The sequence below is a fragment of the Psychrobacter sp. TB20-MNA-CIBAN-0197 genome, from assembly GCF_040309765.1.
In the GTDB taxonomy this organism is placed as follows: domain Bacteria; phylum Pseudomonadota; class Gammaproteobacteria; order Pseudomonadales; family Moraxellaceae; genus Psychrobacter; species Psychrobacter submarinus.
Genome location: NZ_JBEOPC010000161.1, coordinates 1 through 383, shown reverse-complemented (window position 1 = coordinate 383; position 383 = coordinate 1). Strand labels below are relative to the sequence as shown.

The 383-nt window shown below is 39.9% G+C and carries 1 protein-coding gene; it reads left to right on the top strand.

Translation table 11 applies throughout. The features are described from left to right. On the top strand, positions 1–242 hold a 242-nt coding region (locus AAEY83_RS13120), incomplete at its 5' end, for an efflux RND transporter permease subunit (protein ID WP_351059396.1). Positions 243–383: the final 141 nt, after the last annotated feature.

Genomic DNA, 383 nt, shown 5'->3' with positions numbered 1-383 from the left:
CCTCAAAAGCTGTTTTTGATGGGGCAGTATCTCGTTTACGTCCAGTATTAATGACCGCCATTACTTCTGCGTTAGGTTTAATTCCAATGCTGATGTCCAATGGAGTTGGCGCTGAAATTCAACGACCACTGGCGAGTGTTATTGTTGGCGGTTTGGTTACTGCAACGTTACTCACCTTGTTTGTGTTACCGGTTTTATATGCTTGGTTCTCAAAAGCCAAAATCAAAGATCTTAGAGACTAACGCGCTAGATAACTTAGTGACTTACTCATTAACTTACAAATTAATAAAGTAAGTAACTAATTTGATAGCACTATAAATCGCTACTAGCTAAGCTCTTGTCAAAAGCAGGGCTTAGCCAGTCATTTTCACTCGATGCAGAGA